Origin of the sequence: Novosphingobium sp. JCM 18896 (genome assembly GCF_025938095.1) — a bacterium.
Lineage (GTDB): Bacteria > Pseudomonadota > Alphaproteobacteria > Sphingomonadales > Sphingomonadaceae > Novosphingobium.
This window is the reverse complement of record NZ_JAPCZF010000002.1, coordinates 252207-267200: the sequence shown is the minus strand read 5'-3', so window position 1 is coordinate 267200 and position 14994 is coordinate 252207. Positions and strand designations below refer to the sequence as shown.

Sequence of the window (14994 nt, the reverse complement as noted above, 5' to 3'; positions counted from 1 at the left end):
CCATGGCAACCACCGCACCGCCCCAAAGCGCTTTGGGGGACAGCACCATCGAGCGCGAAGCCGAGCGCTGGATGAACGATCCCTACGGACACTTCGGATACCACAACACGCGCATCCATTCGTTGCCGCGTGAGGAAGTCGAAGCTGTCCAGCTCGCCGCGATGAACCTGCGCCTGCAGGAACGCCGCGGCCAGGTGCAGATGCTCGCCAAGCTCGCCGACGCGCAGGGCATCGACGGCGTGTCCAGCCTCGAAGGCCTGGCGCCGCTACTGATGCCGCACGACATCTACAAGTCCTACCCGACCTCGCTGCTCGCCAAGCAGCAGTTCGCCAAGCTCAACGGCTGGCTCGGCAAGCTGACCCGCCACGACCTGACCGGGGTCGACGTCTCGCAGTGCGATTCGATCGATTCCTGGCTGACCAAGATCCGCGACGAGACCCCGCTCGACGTCGGCGCCTCGTCGGGCAGCTCGGGCACCTGCTCCTTCTATCCGAAGTCGAAGCAGGACTACCGCCTGTCGATGATGGGCATGCGGGTCCAGCTCGCGCAGAAGTTCGGCGAGGACCCGAAGCCCGGCGACATCGACGACAAGATCCACGCGATCATCCCGCTCTACAAGGACGGCCACGCCTCGATGGGCGCCTTCGGCAAGTATTCGTGCGAGATCTTCGCCAAGGGCGACCCCGATTTCTGGCACTACTGCTTCGACTTCAAGCTGAGCTCGGACCTGATGTGGCTGGCCGCCCGCCTGCGGGCCGCCGCGGCCAAGGGCGACGTCTCCAAGGTCGACGTGCCCGAGACCCTGCTCGCGCGCCGTGCCGAGTGGGAACAGCAGCAGGCGAACATGCCCGCGCAGCAGCTCGCCTTCGTCAACGAGATGATCGGCAAGCTCCAGGGCCAGCGCGTCTTTGTCATGTCGACTTCGAACCTGCTCTACGCCGCGGCCAAGCGCGGGCTCGAGGAAGGCCTGTCGGGCGTGTTCGCGCCGGACTCGGTGTTCATGGGCGGCGGCGGCGCCAAGGGCGTGCCGCTTCCCGACGACCTCGAGGAAGTGATCGAGGCCTTCTTCAACACCAAGCGGATGATCTCGTCCTACGGCATGACCGAGATGAACTCGTTCTCGGTGCTGTGCGAGCACGACCGCTATCATGTGCTGCCCTGGGTCACGCCTTACCTGCTCGATCTCGACAGCGGCCAGCCGCTGCCGCGTTCGGGCAAGCAGACCGGCCGCGCCGCCTTCTTCGACATGACCGCGGATTCGTGCTGGGGCGGGCTCGTCACCGGCGACGTCGTTACGATCGACTGGGATCATCCCTGCGAATGCGGCCGCACGTCCTACGCGATGGAGAAGAAGATCCAGCGCGTCACCGAGATCCAGGGCGGCGGCGACGACAAGATCTCCTGCGCCGCCACGCCGGGTGCCCAGGCCGAGGCGATGGAATTCCTGACCGGTTTTGGAGGTTAAGCGACATGATGGCCAAGCGACCCATTTCCTACGCCGTGCTGCGCGGCGAGGTCGTCGAGACCGATCTGATCGAATTCGGCGGCCGCGGCGGCGACATCACCTTCCTCGCGCCCGATCCGCACAAGATCGCCGACCGCATCCCGCTGGCGAGCCCGCGGCTGATGGAGGACATGTATTCGATCCCGTTCGACGGCATCCTCGATTACCTGGCCGAACTCGGCCCGCGGCTCGAGCTCAGCCGGAACCCCTACATGCAGGAGGCGCTCGAATATTCGTACGACACCGCGCCTTCGACCAAGCCGATCGTCGATGCCTTCTACCACGACCTGCCGTTCATGTTCGACAAGGAGCGGATCCGGAAGATGGTCGATTTCAACATCGGCATCGATCATCTCGAAGGCTGGGTCGAGCAGCAGCTCAACGGCTGCACCGTCGGCATCCGCGCCTATGGCTCGCGCCAGCTGCACATCGTCGCGGGCAATGGGCCGGTGCTCGGCGCGCTGACGATCATCCGCGGCGCGGTGACGCGCGGCGACATGATCGTGAAGGTGCCCTCGAACGACCCGTTCACCACCGGCGCGATCGCGCGCACGATGGTCGACATGGCGCCCGATCACCCGATCACCAAGCACCTCGCGGTCGCCTATTGGCGCGGCGGCGACGAGGCGCTGGAGAGCCGGATCTACCAGCCGCACAACATCGAGAAGATCTGCGCCTGGGGCGGCTTCGCCTCGGTCAAGCACGTCACCAAGTACATCCAGCCGGGCATCGAGCTGATCAGCCTCGATCCCAAGCGTTCGGCCTCGATCATCGGCAAGGAAGCGCTCGAAAGCCCGGAGACGATGGCCGAGGTCGGCGCGCGCATCGCCGCCGACTTCGCCCCCGGCAACCAGGTCGCCTGCTCGTCGAGCCGCCTCGTCTACGTGATGTGCGGCACCGAGGACGAGGACATCGAGAAGCTCAAGCAGCTCGGCCAGGCGACCTACGACGCGATGATGAGCCTGCCCGAGGTGATCTCGACCAAGCCCAAGCGCTACGATCCCGATCTCAAGCGCCAGGTCGATACCCTGCGGCTCAACGACGACTTCTATTCTGTGATCGGCGGCCAGGACGGCGAGGGCGCGATCCTGATCTCGCATACCTCGGATCGCGTCGAGTTCTGGGAATACCTGGGCGACCGGACGATCAACATCATCCCGGTCGACACGCTCGACGAAGTGCTCGACGTGGTCGACGCCTATACCCAGACCGTCGGCGTCTGGCCCGACAACCTGTGGGACACCGTCCGCCACAAAGGCGCGCTCCACGGCGGCCAGCGCTTCGTCGAGCTCGGTTACGGCTTCAACGGCGCCGGGCTGGTCGGCCCGCAGGACGGCATCGAGCCGATGCGCCGGATCGTGAAGTGGATCGTCTCCGAAAAGCCCTCGGCCGAGAAGGTGCCGCTCTGGGGCGACACCGCCAAGGACGTGAAGATGCTGGCCTGAACCCGTTCCTCCCTGTTCCGCGCAGCGGAATGGGGAGGGGGACCGCCAGACCGAAGGGCTGGTGGTGGAGGGGGAGGCAGCGCCAGGGCCCCTCCGTCACCCGCTTCGCGGGTGCCACCTCCCCATCCGCTTCGCGGACAGGGAGGAACTTTAAAGAGTAACACCCAGCGCCCGCGCCAGAGCGTCCATGCGCCAGCGGATCGCCTGCTGCGTCTGCGGTGCGCTCTGCGCGAGCCCGAAGCCGTGGTAGGCGCCCGGAATGACGTGCAGTTCCACGGGCACGCCCTCGCGCGCCAGGCGGCGGGCATATTCGAGATCCTCCTCGAGGAAGAGATCGAGCGCGCCGACCATGATGTAGGCCGGGGGCAGGTGCGAGAGGTCGCGGGTCCGCGCCGGAGCCATGGCCTCTGACACGTCCGGCCCGCCCGGCTCGGTGCCGAGCAGCGAGCGCCAGCCGAAGCGGTTCATCTCCGGCGTCCAGCCGAAATCGCCGCAATAGGGATGCGGATCGGCGGCGCTGCAGGTGCGATCGTCGAGCATCGGGAAGTCGAGCAGCTGGAAGCAGATTGCCGGGCCGCCCCTGTCCTTCTTGGCCTGATCGCGCGCGTGGATCGCCAGCGCTGCCGCATGACCACCGCCCGCGCTGCCGCCGGCGATGGCGATGCGCGTCGGATCGACGCCGAGTGCTCCGGCATTGTCGTGCAGCCAGGTCAGCGCGGCGTAGCAGTCGTGCAGCGCGCCGGGCCACACGGTTTCGGGCGCGAGCCGATAGTCGACCGAAACGACGACACAACCGAGCCGCAGGGCGAGCGCGCGGTTGCCGGCGTCGCCCATGTCGGCATTGCCGATGACGAAGCCGCCGCCGTGGATTTCCAGGATCGCCGGGCGGAGCGCGGTTGCGGCGCCGGGCGGGGTATAGATCAGGATGCGCACGTCGGGATCGCCGGGATGCCCGGCGATCAGGCGTTCCTCGTGCTCGACCGCAACCAGCTCGGGCGGCAGCGGCGGCCGTTCGGCGCCGAAGATGTTGCCGCGGTAGGGCTCGATCCCGGCGCTGAAGTCGATCTTGGGGAAATAGTCGAGCGCCGCCCGGAGTTCGGGGGCGACCAGGTCGAGGCGGTCGGTCATCGGTATCTCCCGGTTATCGTTCCGTCTGGTCGACGATCGCCTGAATGGCGCCGGCGAACCAGGCGACGATATGTTCGCGTTCGTCCGCGCTCGGCGGGCGCAGCGGCAATTGCCGCAGATAGCTGACCAGGCCCGTCGCCAGCATGGCCATCTCGAGCGACCGGGCGCGGCCGTCGGCACCGCCGAGCCAGGCGGCGACCGGCGCCACGGTCTTGCTCTCGAACACCTTCGCGGCGATCGCCGCGGCCTCGGGATCGCCCGCGGCGAGCGCGATCATCAGCGGCGGGCGTACGGCATTGGCGGGGTCGAGCAGGGCTTCGGCAAGGCTGCGACCGATCGTCTCGCGCGGTTGGGCGAAGACCGCGTCGATCGGCATGGACGCGGTCAGCGCCGCCTCGAACAGGCCGGCCTTCGAACCGAAATAGCGCAGCAGCAGGGTCGAGCTCGTGCCCGCCATACCGGCGATCTCGCGGATGCCCGTGTGCGAATAGCCGGTCTCGGAAAAGGCGCGCTGCGCCGCCTCGAGAATGCGCGCGCGCGTGGCGACGGCGTCGCGCTTGCGGGGAGGGGGCGTGATGGCATCCACGGGGCGGTGCTAGCGCGATCCTTGACTCAGGCGCAAGCCGGGGACAGGTTATCGATCGATAACTTTTTGGGGAGTGCGGAATGGCGACCTTCGTATTGGTGCACGGCGGCGGGCATGGCGGCTGGTGCTATCAGCCCGTGGCGAGGCGGCTGCAGGCGAAGGGGCAAATCGTCTACACGCCGTCGCTGCCGGGCATGGGCGAGCACACGCACCAGTTGCATCCGGGCATCGATCTCGACACCCACATCGATGACGTCGTCAACCTGCTGCAGTGGGAGGATCTGACCGGGGCGATCCTCGTCGGCCATTCCTATGGCGGGATGGTCATCACCGGCGTGGCCGATCGTGCGCCGCAGCGCGTCGGTCACCGCGTCTATCTCGACGCGGCCTATCCGCGCGACGGCGAATCGCTGCACGAACACGCCTTCGCCAACATCGATGCGGCGCGGCAGGGGCTCTATGTCGAGAACGGGGTCGAGCTGGTGATGAAGCCCGATCCGATCCACCCGGGCTTCTTCGGCATCCACGATCCGGCGCTGGCGCAATGGACCTACGAACGACTGACGCCGCAGCCGTGGGCCTGCTTCTCGCAGAAGCTGGTGCTGCGGAACGAGGCGGCGATGCGCGCGCTGCCCGAGAGCCACATCATCTGCACGCCGACGATCCCCGGCCGCGACATGGACCTGCTGCGCGAGCGTTCGCAGGGCCGCGTCTGGGACATCGACACCGGCCACGACCTGATGCTGACCGAACCCGACTGGGTGACCGAGCGGCTGCTCGACGTCGCCGCGACGATGGGATGAGGCTGCGCGGGTGCCGAACGACGGCAGCCGCAAAGATCAGTGCGAGGTCTCGCGGATCAGCGCCGCCTCGATCGCCACGCGGATCGCCTCGGAAGTGTGCGCGGCGCCGATCTTGGTCAGCATCTTGGCGCGGTGGATCTCCACCGTGCGCGGGCTGATCGCCAGCTCTTCGGCGATGGTGCGGTTCGAACGGCCGGCGGCCATGCCGACCAGCACCTCGCGCTCGCGCTGGGTCAGCCGCTCGATCCGGCTGCGCGCGACGGCTTCGCGCAGGCGCGCGTGGCCGACGTTCTCGGCGCGGTCGTCCGCGGTCATCAGCATGTGGTCGAGCTCGGCATCGTCGAACGGCCAGGCCAGATAGTCGATCGCGCCGCCGAGCACGGCCTCGACGATGCGGCGCGGCCCCGGCTTCTCGCCGAAGGCGACGACGGGCAGCCAGTTGCCCGACTGTACGAGCTGTTCGGTGAGCTGGATGATCGCCGAGCCGCTGTCGTGGATCATGATGATGCCCTGGCGCGGCCAGTGGCCGCCGAGCTCGGCAACCGTCTCGAACGGTTCGACGTGAACGCCGCGCCCGGAAAGATAATGGGAAATGGCTGCGCGGCGCCGCAGATCGCCATCGACCAGGATGATGTGCCTTGCACTGTCCATCCGACGCATCCTAGCAAGTTCTGCGCGGGATGGATGCGAAATTCTTCCGGTTCGCCGGCCGAATTGATCGATAGCGGATGTATATCTTCGAACGGGCGAAGGCTAGATCGCCCGCGCGAAGATCAGTTCGACTGGCTCGACAGGTTCATCGCCTGCGAAATCTCGATGAAATCCTGGCGGATCGTGCCGAGGACCTTGGCATCGAAATTGAGCGCGCTGTCGAGGATCGCGCGGCGCGCCGCTTCGTAGAGATGGTTGAGCGCCTGCGCCGTCGCATCGGTGCCACTGACGCCCATCTTCAGTGCGGTGATCGCCGAGAGCGCGCGGGTCAGCGCCTTGCTCTTGAGGCTGTTGTCGCCGCGCTCCTGCGCGAACATCGCGGAACCGAGCGACGAGACGAGCTGTTCGTAGCACAGCCCGACCAGGTGGCTGGGGTCGGCGCCTTCGACGCGGGCGTCGAAATCGACGCGGCGGTAGGCTTCATGGGGGGAGCGGATTGCCAGCACGGTTCAGGCCTTAGCTATTGCTCGTGCCGTTCCAGGCGGCGATCTGGTTCTTGAGGAAGCTCAAGGTCGACTTCGAGGCGCCGACCTGGCTGTCCGAGGCCGAGAAGCGCGCGACCAGCTGCGTGCGCAGCAGTTCCTGCTTTTCGGACAAGGTGGTCAGGCTCTCGGTGTTCTTGGTCTTCTGCGCGGTCATCGCCGCGATCGAGTTGCCCAAGGTCGCGCCGTAGCTCTTGGTGTCCGTGCTGATCGACGACATGTTGCGCGAGATTTCGCTGATCGTCGCGTCGACGCCGTAGAGGCCGTTGGTGAACATCGCCGCGGCTTCCTGCGGGTTGTTCTTGAGCGTCGCGGTCAGGCGCGCGGTGTCGAGCGTGAAGGTGCCGTCCTTCTGGATCGACAGGCCCAGGTCGGCCATCGACCGCGGGATTCCTTCGGCGGCATTGGGCATGATGATCTTGCTGGTCAGCCCCTGCATCGTGCGGCGCAGCGCCAGCGCGCCGCTGTCGCGCGCGAGTTCGCCGGTCTTCGCATCGGTCAGCGTGTTGAGCTGGGTGACGATCTCGTTGAGCGCCTCGGTCAGGTCGGTCATCGCCGAGGTGATCGACGAGCTCGGATCGGAGAAGGTCACGGTCGTCGGCACGTTGGTGTTGGTGCCGGTGAGGTTGAGTTCGACGCCGGGAATGGCGTCGACGACCTTGTTGGTCGCAGAGGTGATCGCCAAGCCGTCGAGCTTGAAGTTCGCGTCGCCAGCGGTCGTGATCAGGCGTTCGGGCGCTGCCGTGGCGGGATTGGCTGCCAGGTCGCCGAGATCGCCCGTAACATTTGTCGCGTCGATCTTGAAAGCGCTGGCCGCGCCGGTGGAGCCCTTGAGGACAAGCTTGGCGCCATCGGTCGTGTTCGAGACGTAGGCGGTGATGCCCGCGTTCTTCGCATTGATCATGTTGGCGACGTCGGTCAGCGTCTGGCCGTCGGTCACGTCGATCTCGAGTGGGGTTGTGCCACTGGTGGTATTGAAGCTGGTGCCGCTGACCGTGCCGAACGAGATCGTCAGCTTGCCCGCGCCTGCCGGGCTGGTCGGCGAACCGAAGCTTTCGCTCGCCAAGGTCTGCGAAGTCGCGAGCTTGGTGACCTCGAGCGAATAGCTGCCCTTGGCGATCGTCGTGCCCGACAGCGTCGCCGTCGCGACCGCCGAGTTGGCGAGCTGCGGCTGCGACGAAAGGTCGCCGGTGCGGACGCGCGAGCTGAGCGAGGTGGCCAGGTTCGAGATCGCGCTCTTCAGCGTCGAGGCGGCCGAGATCTGCGCGTCGAGCTTTTCGGACTGGGTGGTCAGCCGGTCCTTCTTCGCCGCGAACTGCGCCTGGGCCAGGCTGGTCGCCAGCCCCGCCATGTCGACGCCGCTGCCCGCGCCGAGCGAGGTCAGAAGCTGCTGCGTCGCGGTCTGGGTGACCGACTGGGTCGAGCTGACTGAAGTTGCCATGGTTTCTAAAACGGCTCTGCGCCGCTCCCGTTAAGAGGTTGAATGCGGTCTGCGGATCAGTTCGTCGCGGCCGGGTCGAGGCGGCCCTCGGTGTCGAAGCGCAGAAGCACCGGAACGTCGACCTGCGGGCGGGTGACGGCGTGGCCGCGCTTCAGCGACATGACGAAGCCCAGCACCGCGGCGACCGCGACGTAGAGCTCCTCGCGGATCATCTGCCGCTCGCGCGTGGTGTAGTAGAGCGAACGCGCGAGCGCCGGATATTCGAGCACCGGCAGCGACAGCTCGGCGGCGAGTTCGCGCATCGCGAGCGCCTTTTCGCCGCGGCCCTTGGCGACGACGACGGGCGCCGCGGCCTCTTCGGGGTTGTACGAAAGCGCGACCGAAAAGTGGGTCGGGTTGGTGACCACGAAATCGGCCTTGCGCATCTGCGACGACATCGCGCCCATGGCGATCTCGCGCTGGCGGCGCTTGATCGCGCCCTTCTTTTCGGGCGAGCCTTCCTGTTCCTTGCCTTCGTCGCGGACTTCCTGAAGCGTCATCTTCAGGCGGCCCATGCGGCGGATCAGCTGGATCGGGAAATCGGCGAGCGCGATCAGCACCAGGCCGAACGACAGCGTGAACAGCAGCGAGATCAGCGCGTCCCAACCATAGGTCAGCTGTGCGTGGAGATTGGCCTGGCCCAGGTGGAGCAGGCCCGCAACGCGACCGCTGGCCCAGAACCAGGCCATCGTGCCGAGCAGGCCGACCTTGACCAGGCCCTTGCCCAGCTCGATCAGGCCGTTGGGGCCGAACATGCGCTTGAGGCCCGACAGCGGGTTGATGCGCTGGCCCTTGGGGGCGAGATTGCCGGGCAGCCAACGGCCCGTGCCGAAGCCGAGCTGCGAGACCAGCGAGAACAGCATGACCGCGACGCCGAGCAGCAGCACCGGCGGCATCGTCATCATCATCAGCGAATAGAGGATCGGGCCGGCCTGGAAGTTCTCGAGCGTGGCGCGATCCCAGGTGAAGCCGACGCGCAGCGCGTTGCTCATGCCGTCGAACACCCAGGGGCCGGCGAACTTCAGCCAGATGACGCCGACCAGCATGCCCACCGCGGTGGCGAGCTCCTTGGAGCGAAGGACGTCACCGTTCTTCGCGGCATCGTCGATGCGCTTCTGACTAGGGGCAAAACTCTTTTCGCCGGCGCTTTCGCTCATTTGACCAGCACGCTCTTGGTTTCAGCGAGCGCATTGGCCGACAGGTCGGTCATGCGATCGGTGATGAGGGGGAAGGAGATGATCAGCGCGGCGATGCCGGCGAGCACGCCCGCGGGCAGACCCAGCGCAAACAGGTTGAGCGCCGGGGCCGAGCGGCTGAGCACGCCGGTGACCACCTGGACCACGAGCAGCACCAGGGTGACCGGCAGCGCGATCGCGACGGCCGTGGCGAACATCGACGTGGCAAAGCCGGCGATCGTCGCGAACTTCTCGGGACCGAGCCAGGTCTGGCCCGGAGGGAATACCGAGTAGCTGTCGATCACCAGCGACAGCCAGTGGAGGTGGCCGCCGAGCGCGAGGAAGATCAGAGTCAGGATCACCGCGAAATACTGGCCGAGCGCGGGCGACTGCACGCCGCTGTTGGGATCGACGGTCGAGGCCATGGCCATGCCCATGCCGCCGCCGATGATCTCGGCGGCGATCGTCGGCGCCGCGAAGGACAGCTGCAGCACGAAGCCGAGCGCCAGGCCGACGAGGACTTCGCCCATGACCATCAGCAGGCCGTTGGCCGAGAGCAGCGCCGGCGGCGCCTGCACCGGCAGCCAGCCGCAGACGAGCACGGCGACCGCGCCGGTGACGATCACGCGCACCTGCATCGGCACCGAGTTCGCGCCGAAGAAAGGGGCGGCCATCATCGCCGCGCCGATCCGCGTCATCACGAACATCCAGCGCCAGAATTCGGCTTCGATCGCGCCGAAACCGAAGTCGATGTTGATCACCGGGTTACCTGCGCGATCTGGGTGAAGATCTCCTTCGTGAAGTCGCCGATCAGCCCCATCATCGAGGCGCCGAAGACGACCAGGACGAAGGCGGTGACGGCGAGCTTGGGCACGAAGGTCAAGGTCTGCTCGTTGACCGAGGTGGCCGCCTGGACGATGCCGACGATCAGACCCACGGCCAGCGTGGTGATCAGGATCGGCGCCGAGGCCAGCGCGGCGACCCACAGCATGCGGTCGGCGAGCGCGAGGAAGTGTTGCGACTGTTCCATCTTGGCTTATCCGAAGCTCGAGGCCAGCGAACCCATCAAGAGCGCCCAGCCGTCGACGAGGACGAAGAGCAGCAGCTTGAACGGCATCGACACGATCGCGGGGCTCATCATCATCATGCCCAGCGACATGAGGACTGACGAGACGACGAGGTCGATCACCAGGAACGGCAGGAACAGCATGAAGCCGATCTGGAACGCGGTCTTGAGCTCGCTGGTGACGAAGGCCGGCAGCAGGATCGAGAAGGGCACGTCCTGGGCGCGGGCGAACTTGGGCGCCTTGGCCATTTCGGCGAACATGGCGAGATCGTTCTCGCGCGTCTGGCGGATCATGAAGCCGTGGAACTCGTTACCGCCGAGCTGGATCGCCTGGGCGGCGTTGATCGTGCCGGCCGAGTAGGGGGCGATCGCGTTGGCGTTCACCTTCTCCAGCGTCGGCGCCATGACGAACAGCGACAGGAACAGCGCCAGCCCGATCAGCACCTGGTTCGGCGGCGACTGCTGCAGGCCGATGGCCTGACGCACGATCGACAGCACCACGAGGATCCGGGTGAAGCTGGTCATCATCAGGATCAGGCTGGGCAGGATCGTCAGCAGCCCCATGATGAGGAGCAGCTGGAGCGACATGCTCATGCCCGTCGGCGCGCCGCCGTTCATCGAGCTGAAGGCGCGATCGAGCGCGCCGGGGATCGCCGCGGCGGCCGGGACCGGTGCGGCCGGGCCGGCGGGTGCCGCCGGAGCGACCTGCGCGAAGGCGGCGACCGGGGCCGTCAGGAGGAACAGCGAGAGGGCGGCAAAGATTTGCCGCTTGCGTTGCCGCATTGCCGGCAAGGTCATGCCGTCTCTCCCGCGATCGTGACGTCTACCGGTCGTGCCCGCGCCGGCGCTTCGGCCAGGCGGGTCAGCCCGGTGCGCGAGGCGGAGACCAGGATCTCACGTCCGTGGAATTCGATGACGGCGAGCTTGAGCGTGGGCGAGAGCATCGTGGTTTCGATGATCCGCACAGACTTGGAACCGCCGCCGGCTCCGGCGCGCTCCTGCATCTTCTGCGCGAGCTTCAGGCACCCCCAGGCGAGGAGGGCGATCAGCGGCAGGAGGATGAGAAGCTTCAGAATGTACCAGAGCACGGCCTTATTCGCCGCCCAGAGCGGGTGCGGGGGCGCTGGCGCCGGCCAGTTCGACGATGCGCAGGCCGAAACGGTTGCCCTGGGCGACGATCTCGCCCTTGGCGATGGCCTTGCCGTTGACCATGACGTCGAGAAGTTCGTCGGTCAGGCGGTCGAGCACGACGACGCTTTCCTCGCCGAGCGAGAGAACGTCCTTGAGCTTCATGTCGACGCGGCCGAGTTCGACCGAGAGGCGGACGTCTACGTCCTTGAGGAAATCGAAGCCGCGGGGGTGGATGGTCATTGCAAAATCCCTTCTTGCTGTGACCGGTCCTTTTTAGAAAGCCTGAGTGACTTGGACCGCTACGCGATCATCCAATGCACCAATCGTGCCAGTTGCGATGGTCTTGTCGCCGACCTTGAGCGGAATGCTGCGCGCCACAGCCACGGGGATGATCTGACCGGGCTGGAGATTCGACAGCTCGGCGAAGCCGATGCGCATGTCGACCAGAACGGCGCTGATCGTCAACGGCACCGCGCCGAACGGTTCGTGGGCCGGGTTGGCAAGGCCGCTGCGTGCCACCTTGGGGGCGGCGCACTCGCCTTCGCCGAACATCTTGATCAGGGCGGTGCGGGGAATCGCGACGGTGACGGTCCAGGGCGAACGGCCCGGATCGTCGACTTCGAGCGTCAGCACGCCCAGCTCTTCGCCATCGGCGAAAGCGGCGAGCTGCTTGATGCAGCCGTCGCGGCGCACCGGCTGGACCGCGGCGCCGAGGCCGAGCGCCTGGCCGAGGGCCTGGACGACCACGGCTTCGAGCCGGCCGATCATCAGTTCGGCCGAAAGCGGGAAGGCGGTGGGCAGCGGCGAGGGGGCCACGCCGCGGCCGCCGAAGGCGCGATCGACCATGCGCAGCACGGCTTCGGCGTCGAGCGAGGCGAGCGCCGGCATGTCGGGCGTGCCCAGGGTGAGCAGGCTGTTGGCGGCGAGCGGGGCGATCGAATCGCCGAGCTCGGCAATCGTGCATTCGCGCGGCGCGGTGCTGCGCACCAGCGGCGGTTCACCGGCCGAGAGCGGCGCCAGCGCGGCAGAAAGCACGCGCGCGAGCCCGTCGCCCAGGCGCGTCAGCGCGGGGGCGAGCTGGACCGGCGCGGCGTCCTGCGAACGCAGCAGCTCCGGGCAGTGTTGGGCCGCCACTCGGTCGGCAACAAAGGCGCGCTCAGGCTTCATCTGCTCTCAAATCACTGAATGATGAAGGACTTGAAGTAGACGGCGTCGACCCCGCCAAACCCTTCGGTCTGGTTGAGGACCTTGTTGATCGCCGCGGTCATCCGCTTCTGCAGGCGATCCTTGCCTTCCATCGTCGTCACGTCCTCTTCGGGCGTATCGGCCAGGACTTCGAGCAGCGACGAGCGAATCGCCAGTTCGTGCTTCTTGATCCACATCAGGACGCGGCCGTCGCGGCGGGTCGAGCAGGCCAGCGAGACCTGGACCAGCGAGTCCGACTGCTTGAGGTTCGAGGTGAATTCCTCGGCGAAGCTGTAATAGGCGGTGCGATATTCGCTGCCGCCTTCGCCCTCGACCTCGGGAGCACCGCCGCCCTCGCCTTCCTTGGCGTCGCCGCTCTTGACCTCGAAAGGATCGACTTCGCCCTTCTTGATCAGCTTGGGCTTGTTGTCTTCCTTCTTTTCCTCGTGATGGTCACCGCCACCGATGACGCCCGCGGCCATCAGACCGAAGGCACCACCGCCGCCGACGCCGAGAAGCGCCACGCCCATGATCACCTTCATCATCATGCCGCCGCCCTTCTTGGGCTTGGCTTCCTTTTCGGGTTTATCGCTGCTCATTGTCTTCCTCTAGCGCTGGATCTCAGGGCCGGATTTTGCGTCAGGCGTAGATGCCACTGCGCGTGTCAGCATTATCTTCGATTATGGTTGATTTCTGGTTAGCGCGGGCGTTCGGGGTTTCTCCCTGGAACGCGGCGTTGCGGCCGTCGCGTTCACCGCCCTGGCCGAAAGTCTGCGACTGCGACTGGCCGGTCAGGCTGGCGCCCTGCTGCTGGAGCTGGCTTCCGGTATCCTGACGCTGCGCGTCCTGGCGCTGCTGATTCTGGCGATCGTCGCTCGAAGTCTGCGACTGGGCCGAGGCGGCCGTGGCCTGGACCGCGTTGGCGAAGTCCGGATCGGCGCTGCTCATGGTCACCGACATGCCCTTCGAATCCTGATCGATGCGCAGCGAGACCTGGCCGAATTCGGCGTGGTTGAGCGAAGCGTGGACCGTGCCGGGGTTCGCGGCCTCGCGCGCCTCGACCAGGCGGTCGACCAGCTTCGCGAAATCATGGCCGGACTGAACGGCCGTGGCCGGCGCGGTGGTGACCGAAGCGACGGTCTGCGACAGCGACTGGCCGTCTTGAGCCGCGAGCACGGTCGGGGCCGTGGTGGTGGCGGGCGAGATCGTCGGCGTCTCGGCGTCGGCCGTGGCGGCCAGGCGTGAATCGGACTTCTTGCTTTCGCCCTGCAGCGCGGTTTCGGCGGTCACGTCGACCGAGGGCGTCTTCGCCTGGACCTGCGGCGCGGGGCTCGCGTCGCCATTGGCGCTCGCGGTCGGCTCGACGGTCGGCTCCGTGGTCTTCTGGGCCTGCGCCTGCATCTGCTGATTCGTGGTCAGCGTTGCGAGCGTGGAGGGCTGCTCGCCGGTCGTCTTGGTCGCCGGCTGGCTACCGGTGCGCAGGCCTTCGGCGGTCTTCGGCGTGCCGTCGGGCGCGGTGGTCTGACCATTGGCCTGGCCGTTGACCTGACCATTGACCTGTTGCGCGAGCGCGGCGGCGGTCGAGACCGTGGTGGCGGTCGGCGTCGTTGCTGCGGTGGCGGTGGTCGCCTGCTGCGCGGCGGCATCGGCGGCCATCTTCGCCAGAGCCGGATCGGCTTGGGCTGCCGCGGCGGCGGCCGGGTCGAGCGTTACCGTCGGCGCGGTCTGCGGTTGTCCGGCAGCCTTGGTGGTTTCGGTTTGCAGCGCGAGCGCGGCGGCGATCGCCGGCTGGCTGGTCATCGGCAGGGTGGGCATCGCCTTGGCGGCGGCCTGGCCCAGCGCGTCGCCGGTGGCGGCGGGCGGCAGGGTCGGGGTCTGCGGCAGCTGGATCGCGACGGGCACGACCAGACCGGGCAGCAGGATGTCGGCGGTGGGTACGGTCAGCGCGGCATCGGTCGTGGCCTCGCCGTCCTCACCGCTGCCGTCGCCGATCTTCGCGGCGGCGTCGGCCAGGGCGGCGGCAGCATCGGCAATCTCGCCCGGCAACTTCTTGCCGGCAGCGCTGCCGGCCGTCTGCCGGATCTGCAGGCCCAGTGCCGCCTGCATCGCGGTCGCCGGATCGGCGGTGCCTTCGGCATCGGGGGCCGCCTTGGAGTCGAGGAGTGCGGCAAAGTCCCCGGAAGCCGCGGTGTCGTCAGCCGGCGCCGCCTGGATCACCGAAGCGATCGAGATGTTGCTGGAGGCGGACGGGGCGGCAGTCTGGATCATCGGGGTCATTTCCTCGCACTAGGTGCAGG

General features: G+C 67.2%; 17 protein-coding genes. 3 read left to right on the top strand and 14 right to left on the bottom strand.

The window, feature by feature from the left end; translation table 11 throughout:
• Positions 1-2: 2 nt before the first annotated feature.
• Positions 3-1466 (top strand): long-chain fatty acid--CoA ligase, encoded by a 1464-nt coding sequence (locus tag OLX23_RS07150; RefSeq protein ID WP_264444057.1) that lies wholly within the window; start codon positions 3-5, stop codon positions 1464-1466.
• A gap of 5 nt (positions 1467-1471) precedes the next feature.
• Positions 1472-2950: an acyl-CoA reductase gene (locus OLX23_RS07145; RefSeq protein ID WP_264444056.1), complete on the top strand. Its 1479-nt coding sequence runs from the start codon at positions 1472-1474 to the stop codon at positions 2948-2950.
• 150 nt (positions 2951-3100) lie between these two features.
• Here OLX23_RS07145 and OLX23_RS07140 read toward each other — a convergent pair whose 3' ends face one another.
• Together OLX23_RS07140 and OLX23_RS07135 are read right to left on the bottom strand one after the other, a co-directional pair.
• A complete protein-coding gene (locus OLX23_RS07140; protein WP_264444055.1) occupies positions 3101-4078 on the bottom strand; it encodes an alpha/beta hydrolase in 978 nt (325 codons plus the stop codon).
• Between the two features lie 13 nt (positions 4079-4091).
• Positions 4092-4664: a TetR/AcrR family transcriptional regulator gene (locus OLX23_RS07135; protein WP_264444054.1), complete on the bottom strand. Its 573-nt coding sequence runs from the start codon at positions 4662-4664 to the stop codon at positions 4092-4094.
• Positions 4665-4744: 80 nt separating this feature from the next.
• On the opposite strand from OLX23_RS07135, the gene OLX23_RS07130 reads away from it, so the two are divergent.
• Complete coding sequence (locus tag OLX23_RS07130; protein WP_264444053.1) at positions 4745-5467, top strand: alpha/beta fold hydrolase; 723 nt, start codon at positions 4745-4747, stop codon at positions 5465-5467.
• Positions 5468-5503: 36 nt separating this feature from the next.
• Here the strand turns inward: OLX23_RS07130 and OLX23_RS07125 are convergent, their stop codons facing one another.
• From OLX23_RS07125 to OLX23_RS07070, 12 genes are all read right to left on the bottom strand, one after another.
• Positions 5504-6118: a response regulator transcription factor gene (locus OLX23_RS07125; protein WP_264444051.1), complete on the bottom strand. Its 615-nt coding sequence runs from the start codon at positions 6116-6118 to the stop codon at positions 5504-5506.
• Positions 6119-6240: 122 nt separating this feature from the next.
• Complete coding sequence (gene fliS / locus OLX23_RS07120) at positions 6241-6624, bottom strand: flagellar export chaperone FliS (RefSeq protein WP_264444049.1); 384 nt, start codon at positions 6622-6624, stop codon at positions 6241-6243.
• Between the two features lie 10 nt (positions 6625-6634).
• The gene (fliD, locus tag OLX23_RS07115; protein WP_264444047.1) at positions 6635-8101 is read right to left on the bottom strand and encodes a flagellar filament capping protein FliD; all 1467 of its coding nucleotides are present in this window, start codon (positions 8099-8101) and stop codon (positions 6635-6637) included.
• A gap of 56 nt (positions 8102-8157) precedes the next feature.
• Positions 8158-9297 (bottom strand): flagellar biosynthesis protein FlhB, encoded by a 1140-nt coding sequence (locus OLX23_RS07110; RefSeq protein ID WP_264444046.1) that lies wholly within the window; start codon positions 9295-9297, stop codon positions 8158-8160.
• Positions 9294-10076: a flagellar biosynthetic protein FliR gene (gene fliR / locus OLX23_RS07105; RefSeq protein WP_264444045.1), complete on the bottom strand. Its 783-nt coding sequence runs from the start codon at positions 10074-10076 to the stop codon at positions 9294-9296. Before fliR ends, OLX23_RS07110 begins: the two co-directional genes overlap by 4 nt.
• Positions 10073-10345: a flagellar biosynthetic protein FliQ gene (locus OLX23_RS07100; RefSeq protein ID WP_264444044.1), complete on the bottom strand. Its 273-nt coding sequence runs from the start codon at positions 10343-10345 to the stop codon at positions 10073-10075. Before OLX23_RS07100 ends, fliR begins: the two co-directional genes overlap by 4 nt.
• A gap of 6 nt (positions 10346-10351) precedes the next feature.
• Entirely contained in the window at positions 10352-11179 is an 828-nt protein-coding gene (fliP, locus tag OLX23_RS07095; RefSeq protein WP_264444043.1) for a flagellar type III secretion system pore protein FliP, read from the bottom strand.
• Positions 11176-11469: a flagellar biosynthetic protein FliO gene (locus OLX23_RS07090; RefSeq protein WP_264444041.1), complete on the bottom strand. Its 294-nt coding sequence runs from the start codon at positions 11467-11469 to the stop codon at positions 11176-11178. Before OLX23_RS07090 ends, fliP begins: the two co-directional genes overlap by 4 nt.
• A 4-nt stretch (positions 11470-11473) precedes the next feature.
• On the bottom strand, positions 11474-11752 hold the full coding sequence (gene fliN / locus OLX23_RS07085; RefSeq protein ID WP_264444039.1) for a flagellar motor switch protein FliN: 279 nt from the start codon (positions 11750-11752) through the stop codon (positions 11474-11476).
• Between the two features lie 33 nt (positions 11753-11785).
• Entirely contained in the window at positions 11786-12679 is an 894-nt protein-coding gene (locus OLX23_RS07080; protein WP_264444037.1) for a FliM/FliN family flagellar motor switch protein, read from the bottom strand.
• Between the two features lie 11 nt (positions 12680-12690).
• A complete protein-coding gene (gene fliL / locus OLX23_RS07075) occupies positions 12691-13296 on the bottom strand; it encodes a flagellar basal body-associated protein FliL (RefSeq protein WP_264444036.1) in 606 nt (201 codons plus the stop codon).
• 40 nt (positions 13297-13336) lie between these two features.
• Complete coding sequence (locus OLX23_RS07070) at positions 13337-14965, bottom strand: hypothetical protein (protein ID WP_264444035.1); 1629 nt, start codon at positions 14963-14965, stop codon at positions 13337-13339.
• Positions 14966-14994: the final 29 nt, after the last annotated feature.

Coding starts and splice junctions, on each gene's coding strand:
- fliP (WP_264444043.1), bottom strand. CDS start 11,179: ATGACCTTGCCGGCAATGCGGCAACGCAAGCGGCAAATCTTTGCCGCC.
- OLX23_RS07080 (WP_264444037.1), bottom strand. CDS start 12,679: ATGAAGCCTGAGCGCGCCTTTGTTGCCGACCGAGTGGCGGCCCAACAC.
- fliN (WP_264444039.1), bottom strand. CDS start 11,752: ATGACCATCCACCCCCGCGGCTTCGATTTCCTCAAGGACGTAGACGTC.
- OLX23_RS07110 (WP_264444046.1), bottom strand. CDS start 9,297: ATGAGCGAAAGCGCCGGCGAAAAGAGTTTTGCCCCTAGTCAGAAGCGC.
- fliL (WP_264444036.1), bottom strand. CDS start 13,296: ATGAGCAGCGATAAACCCGAAAAGGAAGCCAAGCCCAAGAAGGGCGGC.
- fliD (WP_264444047.1), bottom strand. CDS start 8,101: ATGGCAACTTCAGTCAGCTCGACCCAGTCGGTCACCCAGACCGCGACG.
- OLX23_RS07130 (WP_264444053.1), top strand. CDS start 4,745: ATGGCGACCTTCGTATTGGTGCACGGCGGCGGGCATGGCGGCTGGTGC.
- OLX23_RS07145 (WP_264444056.1), top strand. CDS start 1,472: ATGATGGCCAAGCGACCCATTTCCTACGCCGTGCTGCGCGGCGAGGTC.
- OLX23_RS07150 (WP_264444057.1), top strand. CDS start 3: ATGGCAACCACCGCACCGCCCCAAAGCGCTTTGGGGGACAGCACCATC.
- OLX23_RS07100 (WP_264444044.1), bottom strand. CDS start 10,345: ATGGAACAGTCGCAACACTTCCTCGCGCTCGCCGACCGCATGCTGTGG.
- OLX23_RS07125 (WP_264444051.1), bottom strand. CDS start 6,118: ATGGACAGTGCAAGGCACATCATCCTGGTCGATGGCGATCTGCGGCGC.
- OLX23_RS07070 (WP_264444035.1), bottom strand. CDS start 14,965: ATGATCCAGACTGCCGCCCCGTCCGCCTCCAGCAACATCTCGATCGCT.
- OLX23_RS07140 (WP_264444055.1), bottom strand. CDS start 4,078: ATGACCGACCGCCTCGACCTGGTCGCCCCCGAACTCCGGGCGGCGCTC.